Raw genomic sequence first — 3298 nt, 5'->3', positions numbered from 1 at the left:
CGATGACCTACTTTCACATGGAGAAACTCCACACTATCATCGGCGCGGGTCTGTTTCACTTCTGAGTTCGAGATGGAGTCAGGTGGTTCCAAACCGCTATTGTCGCCAGGAAAACGGGTTTGCCTAGACTGGTCAAAGCAGATTTAACTGCAGTGCCAGCAGGCTGGTAAAGATTAATGAGGTAACACAAACGCGTTGTCTTTCATTGTTGCCCTAACCTAAAAGCAATTCAGGTTATATGGCCAAGACAATCAGCCAATTAGTACGAGTTAGCTTCACGCATTACTGCGCTTCCACACCTCGCCTATCAACGTCGTAGTCTTCAACGGGCTTCATGGGAAAACTCATCTTGAGGGAGGCTTCCCGCTTAGATGCTTTCAGCGGTTATCCCGTCCGAACTTAGCTACCCGGCAATGCGACTGGCGTCACAACCGGAACACCAGAGGTTCGTCCACTCCGGTCCTCTCGTACTAGGAGCAGCTCCTCTCAATTTTCCTACGCCCACGGCAGATAGGGACCGAACTGTCTCACGACGTTCTAAACCCAGCTCGCGTACCACTTTAAATGGCGAACAGCCATACCCTTGGGACCTGCTTCAGCCCCAGGATGTGATGAGCCGACATCGAGGTGCCAAACACCGCCGTCGATATGAACTCTTGGGCGGTATCAGCCTGTTATCCCCGGAGTACCTTTTATCCGTTGAGCGATGGCCCTTCCATTCAGAACCACCGGATCACTAAGACCTACTTTCGTACCTGCTCGACCCGTCAGTCTCGCAGTCAAGCACCCTTTTGCCTTTACACTCTTGGTACGATGTCCGACCGTACCGAGGGTACCTTTGTGCTCCTCCGTTACTCTTTGGGAGGAGACCGCCCCAGTCAAACTACCCATCATACACTGTCCTCAACCCAGATTATGGGCCCAAGTTAGAACCTCAATAATAACAGGGTGGTATTTCAAGGGTGGCTCCATGCAAACTAGCGTCTGCACTTCCTAGCCTCCCACCTATCCTACACAGTTATCATCAAAGTCCAGTGCAAAACTATAGTAAAGGTTCACGGGGTCTTTCCGTCTAGCCGCGGGTACACTGCATCTTCACAGCGATTTCAATTTCACTGAGTCTCGGGTGGAGACAGTGTGGCCATCGTTACGCCATTCGTGCAGGTCGGAACTTACCCGACAAGGAATTTCGCTACCTTAGGACCGTTATAGTTACGGCCGCCGTTTACCGGGGCTTCGATCAAGAGCTTCTCCGAAGATGACCCCATCAATTAACCTTCCGGCACCGGGCAGGCGTCACACCCTATACGTCTTCTTACGAATTTGCAGAGTGCTGTGTTTTTAATAAACAGTCGCAGCCACCTGGTCTCTGCGGCCCTCACCAGCTTCATTATGTAAAACAACTAACCAGCAAGGGCGTACCTTCTCCCGAAGTTACGGTACCATTTTGCCTAGTTCCTTCACCCGAGTTCTCTCAAGCGCCTTAGTATTCTCTACTTGTCCACCTGTGTCGGTTTGCGGTACGGTTCTCTATAAGTTATGGCTAGCAGCTTTTCCTGGAAGCCTGGCATTAATGACTTCTCTGCACCCCGAAAGGTCAGAACCACTTAGCACCTCCGCGTATTGAGAAACCGGATTTGCCAGGTCTCTCCGCCTACATGCAAGTACCGGGACAACCAACGCCCGGCTCATCTAGCCTTCTTCGTCCCCACTTCACCACTTATAAAAAGTCCAGGAATATTAACCTGGTTCCCATCGACTACGCATTTCTGCCTCGCCTTAGGGGCCGACTCACCCTGCTCCGATTAACGTCGTGCAGGAAACCTGGGACTTCCGGCGAGAAGGTTTTTCACCTTCTTTATCGTTACTCATGTCAGCATTCGCACTTCTGATACCTCCAGCCCACTTCTCAATGAACCTTCATCAGCTTACAGAACGCTCCCCTACCACGTGTATTGCTACACATCCGCAGCTTCGGTGTATGGTTTTAGCCCCGTTACATCTTCCGCGCAGGCCGACTCGACCAGTGAGCTATTACGCTTTCTTTAAAGGGTGGCTGCTTCTAAGCCAACCTCCTGGCTGTCTGGGCCTTCCCACATCGTTTCCCACTTAACCATAACTTGGGGACCTTAGCTGGCGGTCTGGGTTGTTTCCCTCTTCACGACGGACGTTAGCACCCGCCGTGTGTCTCCCGTGATTCAATTAGCCGGTATTCGGAGTTTGCATCGGTTTGGTAAGCCATGACAGCCCCCTAGCCGAAACAGTGCTCTACCCCCGGTAATCAGTCACGAGGCGCTACCTAAATAGCTTTCGGGGAGAACCAGCTATCTCCGGGCTTGATTAGCCTTTCACTCCTAGCCACACGTCATCCGATAATTTTTCAACATTACCCGGTTCGGACCTCCAGTTGGTGTTACCCAACCTTCATCCTGCACATGGCTAGATCGCCCGGTTTCGGGTCTACTCCCAGCGACTCGCGCCCTTTTCAGACTCGATTTCTCTACGGCTTCCTTATTCAGTTAACCTCGCCACTGAAAGTAACTCGCTGACCCATTATACAAAAGGTACGCAGTCACACGTCCGAAAACATGCTCCCACTGCTTGTACGCAAACGGTTTCAGGGTCTATTTCACTCCCCTCTCCGGGGTTCTTTTCAACTTTCCCTCACGGTACTGGTTCACTATCGGTCAGTAAGTAGTATTTAGCCTTGGATGATGGTCCACCCATATTCAACCAGGATTACACGTGTCCCGGCCTACTTATTCGTGTGCTTAGTTCCTTCTCCATGCTTCGTATACGGGACTATCACCCCCTATGGTAAGTCTTCCCAGACTCTTCTACTCACATGAAAAATAAATCACACCAGGCTCTTCCCCGTTCGCTCGCCGCTACTAGGAGAATCTCAATTGATTTCTGTTCCTTCGGGTACTTAGATGTTTCAGTTCCCCGAGTTCGCTTTCATACCCTATGTATTCAAGTATGAATGACTCTACTCACGTAAAGCCGGGTTCCCCCATTCGGACATCTTTGGGTCAACGCTCGTTTCCAGCTCACCAAAGCTTTTCGCAGGATTCCACGTCCTTCTTCGCCTCTTACTGCCTAGGCATCCACCGTTTGCGCTTCTCTTCTTGACCATATAACCTGAGTCGCCTCATGGCTATACTACAACAAAAGACAATACTAATTCGCTTGTGTTACCTCTTTTCTTTACCATATTGTTAATGAACGTCTGGATAATCCAGATTAAAGTACTCTCAAAAAAATACTTTAATCTATATCATCTCTACTCAACGAGTTG

2 rRNA genes are annotated in these 3298 nt (G+C 50.2%); both read right to left on the bottom strand.

The features are described 5' to 3' along the window. Positions 1 to 110: ribosomal RNA gene (gene rrf, locus BN58_RS05430) — 5S ribosomal RNA — on the bottom strand; the annotation flags it as partial. A gap of 128 nt (positions 111 to 238) precedes the next feature. Beyond that, a 23S ribosomal RNA gene (locus BN58_RS05425) occupies positions 239 to 3134 on the bottom strand. Positions 3135 to 3298: the final 164 nt, after the last annotated feature.

It is taken from the genome of Legionella tunisiensis (assembly GCF_000308315.1).
GTDB classification, from domain to species: domain Bacteria; phylum Pseudomonadota; class Gammaproteobacteria; order Legionellales; family Legionellaceae; genus Tatlockia; species Tatlockia tunisiensis.
This window is presented reverse-complemented; position numbering and strand designations above follow the sequence as displayed.